The organism is Streptomyces ziwulingensis (assembly GCF_039542605.1).
GTDB lineage: Bacteria > Actinomycetota > Actinomycetes > Streptomycetales > Streptomycetaceae > Streptomyces > Streptomyces ziwulingensis.
Window position 1 is genome coordinate 1 of record NZ_BAABIG010000045.1, and the last position, 5,132, is coordinate 5,132.

A 5,132-nucleotide genomic window follows, 5' to 3' on the forward strand; every position below is an offset into this window, starting at 1 on the left:
GGTGGGGTGGAGGTAGTGCCGGTCCTGGCGGAATTTGTCGAGCTTGCCGAGGGCGCCGGGGCGGACGGTGATCGTGGGCTTCTGGCAGATCCGCGGCAGCTCGTCCTGGGGCAGGAGCCGCAGCCGTTCCCCTTGAGGGATCGGGACAGTGGGTTTGGCCGCAGTGTGTGCTGCGGTGGCCCGCTTGTCGGTGAGGTCGACCACGGCTGGCCGTGGTGCTGGGACGCGGTGGACCTGGTTGAAGCGGGGACACACCACGGCGGGCGAGGGTCCGCTGGCCGGGCACTGGAGCCTGATCGCGCCGCGCTCGTCGGCGGTCTCTTTGAGCTTGAGGTAGTACGGTTCCCGGCTCGCGATCCGCTCGCTGAGCTCGGTGCCGTCAGCGAGGTCGCGTACGGCCTTGTCGTTGAGCCCTGTGGTCGCGTGGGCCAGTGCTGGCGGCATGGCGGGGCAGGCGAGGGATCCGTCGACGAGGAGAGCGCCTTGGTGGGTGCCCTGGACTCCACGGTGTTGCTGTTTGTAGTCGAGAACGAGTTGGTAGCCCAGGGTGCGGACCGGCTGGGCGAAGTGCTCGGTGATCTGGTCGGTGTAGGCGCGGTCGGCGGCCAGCAGCCCTTTCGGGAAGCCGAGCGGGGCAAGCTGGGTCAGGGAGTGGACCGCGTTCGGGCCGATGCGCTTGCCCGGGGTGTCCAGGACAAGGCCGAGCGCCAGTTGCGGGTGGCGGCTGACGCGCTCACCGGCCTGCGGGTGACCAGTGCGATGTCGTCGGCTGGCAGCGACGAGAAGACTGGCGGAGTGTCCGAAGATGCCTTCCTCAGCGCCCCCGCAGTAGTGCCAGCCGGCGGTGAGCTCGACGGATGCGAGGCCCCGCCGTTCGCGAGGCGGCTGGTGCCAGGCAGGAACCGGAGTGGTGTCGGCGCCGATATCGCCCCGCCAGCCCTTGAGCAGGCTCCGGCCGTGGGCGGCGCGGACGGTGACCAGCACCAGACGGTCACTGATCTCCTGCAACAGCTCCCGCCGACGCGTGCGCTCGGCGTCCGCATCTTCCCAAGCGGCAGCGACAGCTCTGGCCTCTTCGGCCGGCAGGCGGCTGCGCCGGTCGCAGCGGTGAGGGTCGAGGACTGTGGTCAGCCGGTCGAAGGAACGGTAGATACGACGGGAGAACGCGATCCTGGCGTGGCCATCAACACGACTGCCCTCCGGAACGCCGAGCCAGGAGCGCGCAGGGGCCCGCAGCTCATCAAGGAGCACCCGGGAGACAACCGCGAGGCTGGCGCTCTGGTGATAGTGCAGCGCAAGCAACAAGCCCACCAGCACGGTCCGCACGGGGAGCCCTTTTGGGCCGGGGCGAATTCCCAGCTCGGTGTCGATCAGATGGAGGACTCCGGACTCGTGCAGGAGCGCATCGAGTTGTCCGACCTTGGAGTCCGGGATCTCCATCGGTGCGTCGGTGACCGGTCGTGGCCGGCACTGCTTGATCTTCTCCGGGCTTCGCCACGCCCGGGGTTTGGTCACCTCGCCTCCGGGCCCCGCAATAGCCTGGCCGCAGTCAGCTCGTCCACGGGTGGGACCAGGTGCTGCCAGCGGGCCAGAGACGCGGCGGAAGAAAGCCCGGCCGCCTGGGCGATCAGCTGGTGATCGATATGCGCGCGCATCAGCTCGACGATCCACGTCGCCCGCAACCGGCCGACCGACACCGTGGGCAGCTCCTGCGGCGGCCGGTGGATCAGGGACCAGGAGCCGATCAGGTTCTTCGCGTACTCGACAGTCCGCCTCGGCCGGAACAGGTAGCCGCCGCCCGCCGTTTCTGCCAGCTCCCCCAGAACCGTGTCCCAGGCAGCCCTGGCCACCAGCGGGACCAGCCGCTCGACGCCCCGGTGCAGCAGCGGTCCGCCCCGGCTCGGACGACACAGATCGAGCCCTCGGCTGGCCGCCACCTCCTTCGGCATCAGCCCCAGACCGGCACCCAGCCCCAGCAACGCGAGCGCATCGGTCCTCTGCTGACGCGGCAGATGAGTGGCCCAGTGCCGCAGCCCCGCCAACTCGGCCGCGCAGTACGGCTGATGCGGGCTTGCGTCCGCGTGCATCCGTGCCGGGGACGCTTCCCCGCGCTCACTCCAGGCGAGGGCGTCACGTACGCGCAGCAGCCACGTCCGGTACGTCCGTACCGACGACCCCTCGATCTCCCCCACCCGCGAGAGCACGAACGCGTCGATCACCTCATTGCGCAACCATGCGTCCGCGGACCGTTCGAGCCCCGCCGCCTCAGCCCACAACGCCAGCCTGCCGACCACATGCAGCAACCGCTCCACGTCATAAGGGACGGCCGTCACAGCTGCCGCAACGACCGACCGCACCAGCGGAGCGACCTCGGCCCAGGCAGGTGGAGCGCTCTTCGGCCGATAACGAGTGATCTTCGCGGACGTAACGGGATCAAGAACCACGGTCCATACATACCGGCTGGACAAGCAGCCATTCCACAGCTGATCAACTTCAACGGACAGGATGGTGCGCGCATGGTCGGCGGACGCGCCCGCGCACGCTCCCCCCGGGAGCTGACCGACGATCCGAAAGCCTGGCCCGAGCAGCCGAGCGCCGACGTGGCCGCCGAAGCGGTCCGCCTCATCGCACGCACTCTCGCCCTGGTCCTGAACGACCAGAGCCTGAGCCTGCGCGCGACCGCCGCCGGCTCTGGAGTGAACAGGCAGGCCATTGCCGACCTCGTTGCGGGACGGTCCTGGCCGGACGTGGCCACCGTCGCCCGCCTCGCACACTTCACCGGCACCACCCTGTGGCCGGCCGGCACCAACATCGATCGAAAGAGAACGCATTGAGCCTCGATCCACGCCCAAAGACGCCAAACAGCGACCGGGCATGACGAAGTTCGTGGCTCCGCGCATCGAGAGGAGACTGCCTCAACTACGCTCGAAACGCGGGAGCCACCTGTCAGACGGCGCTCACGCACCCGGCACCGCCGAGTCGACGGGTAATCCCTCGGCGGTGCCAACCTCTCCTGCCGCGCGCTCGCGGCCCCGGTTCACCCCCGAGGATCCTCCTGCCGCTCGTTACCGGCGTCGACCGGAGAGATCGTGAACCAGGCAGTTGGACCTTCAGTGACGCGGCCGTCCTTCGCCAGACGCTTCAGCCGGGACCTGGTCGTCTCCACCCGCCGCCCCTTCGACATGGCCGAGACGTCCTCGCCGATCGCCGACGCAATGTCCTGCACCTTCATCGCCCGACCCGCTCCCGCCAGCAGCACCAACATCCGCTCTCGCGCCACTTCCCACTCCAACGGGCCGACCGAGGCCGGCCCACCGGCAGGTACGTCCGCATCGGCAGGCTGGGGATCAGAGGCAAGGTCATTCGGCATCGGCTCGGCTGCGGGGCCTTCCGGCGGCCATTGCGTACCGTCATCCTGGTTGACGTGCTCCTCGGCGCCCAGAGACAACAGCGTCTCCCGCGTGATCGTCAGATGAGCCAGCCGCTCCTCGGCCACCGCGACCTTCTCGCGCAGCGCGGCCAACTCGCCACGAACAACCGTCTCTTCCTGATCCAGACGCTCGAACAGTGGCGTCATCCCGGCCCCGCCTTCGCTTGCCGATCCCGAGCCCGATGGCACTCCGAGCCCCAGCCAAACGTAGGGGCGGCCATAGCAAGATCGCAGAAGGTGACCGCAGATGCCCCCAATCGACCGCCCGCGATCGCCTTGAGCCCGCAGCGAACCGCAGATAGACAACTCCCGCCCACCACAGCCGGCCTCATGCTCGGTCAAAGGCTCCGCCACGGGCACGACCTGCCTCCGCCCTGGTGCTTGCGGGCAGAATGCTTTCCGTACGCCGGGCGGGGGTGCGCCTGGGTCTTCGTGGCGGTGGAAGGGGCAAGGGGATGGGCTGGGGCGGAGGACGGGTCTTACGTGACCGCAATGTGGTGTATTACCTGAGCGGTGTGGTGGTCTCGGGCTTCGGTAGCTCTGCTATGGCTCTGGCAGCCGGTGTGTGGACCAAGTCGCTCACCGGGTCGGACAGCCTGGCGGCCCTGACGACCTTCTGCGTATGGGCGCCCATTCTGTTCGGCCCGCTGATCGGCACACTGGCTGACCGGGCGCGCCGGCGTCCACTGCTGATCTGGACCAATCTCGGCATGGCCGCGGTACTGCTGCCGCTTCTCGCCGTACGTTCCAGCGACCAGATCTGGATTCTGTTTGCTGTACTGATAGTGTACGGCACCAGCTCGGTACTGCTGGATGCGGCGGAGGCCGCACTGGTAACGACCGCTGTACCGGAAACACTACGCGGAGACTTCAACGGCCTGCGGATGACGGCGAACGAGGGCATGAAACTCGTCGCTCCGCTTCTGGGCGCGCTTCTATTCGTCCAGTTCGGCGGCACAGCAGTGGCCCTGCTGGACGCGGTCACCTTCGTGCTTGCCGCGATAGCTTTTGCCCTCATACGCGTGTCAGAACCCGCGCCCCGCCCGGCTCAAGCCCAACGATGGAGCGCCCAGGCCGCCGAGGGAATCCGCTATCTGCGACACCACCCGGTTCTGTGGCGGCTGGTGCTGGCCGGGGCCGCAACTATGGGCGTGGCCGGGCTGAACGGAGCGTCGGTCTATGCGGTGGTCGATGCTGGTCTTCACCGTCCGCCCGCCTTCGCCGGGGTCCTCTACGCCGTGCAGGGCATCGGCTCGGTAGCCATCGGGCTGTTCGCCGGTGCTCTGCTTCGGCGGATGCCCGAACGAGTCTTCGCCGCAGCCGGCATCATGCTTTTCGCGCTGGGCGTCGGCCTGCGCGTCATCCCCTCGGTGCCAGGTGTCCTGCTTGCCAGCGCGATGATCGGCGCGGGGCTGCCCTGCGTGCTGATCGCAGCTCTGACGGCCGTCCAGCGCGAGTCCCCGGACACTCTCCTGGGCAGAGTGGCGGCCACCGCCAACACCCTCCTCTACGCCCCCAACGCCGTTGCCCTGGCTGCCGGAGCGGGTCTGCTTGTGCTCGTGGACCACCGCGTCCTGCTACTCGTTGCCGGAGCCGCAGCGGCCACCGCCGCGGTCGGCTGCCTCCTTGGTAGCCGCGGGCGGACACAGGTAGCAGCCCCCGCCCTGAAAGAATCAGATCGCGTCGAGGACCGGGACACCGA

Annotated in this window: 5 protein-coding genes; 2 read left to right on the forward strand and 3 right to left on the reverse strand. The window is 68.7% G+C overall.

The window, feature by feature from the left end; all coding sequences use genetic code 11:
• Both ABEB00_RS22010 and ABEB00_RS22015 read right to left on the reverse strand, forming a co-directional pair.
• On the reverse strand, positions 1-1,440 hold a 1,440-nt coding region (locus ABEB00_RS22010; RefSeq protein ID WP_345621722.1), incomplete at its 3' end, for a hypothetical protein.
• A gap of 71 nt (positions 1,441-1,511) precedes the next feature.
• Positions 1,512-2,444, reverse strand: coding sequence for a hypothetical protein (locus ABEB00_RS22015; protein ID WP_345621724.1), 933 nt, complete (start codon positions 2,442-2,444; stop codon positions 1,512-1,514).
• A gap of 72 nt (positions 2,445-2,516) precedes the next feature.
• On the opposite strand from ABEB00_RS22015, the gene ABEB00_RS22020 reads away from it, so the two are divergent.
• Entirely contained in the window at positions 2,517-2,834 is a 318-nt protein-coding gene (locus tag ABEB00_RS22020; RefSeq protein ID WP_345621725.1) for a helix-turn-helix domain-containing protein, read from the forward strand.
• Positions 2,835-3,037: 203 nt separating this feature from the next.
• Here ABEB00_RS22020 and ABEB00_RS22025 read toward each other — a convergent pair whose 3' ends face one another.
• Complete coding sequence (locus ABEB00_RS22025) at positions 3,038-3,577, reverse strand: hypothetical protein (RefSeq protein ID WP_345621726.1); 540 nt, start codon at positions 3,575-3,577, stop codon at positions 3,038-3,040.
• Positions 3,578-3,885: 308 nt separating this feature from the next.
• On the opposite strand from ABEB00_RS22025, the gene ABEB00_RS22030 reads away from it, so the two are divergent.
• A partial coding sequence (locus ABEB00_RS22030) for an MFS transporter (protein ID WP_345621728.1) occupies positions 3,886-5,132 on the forward strand: 1,247 nt, incomplete at its 3' end.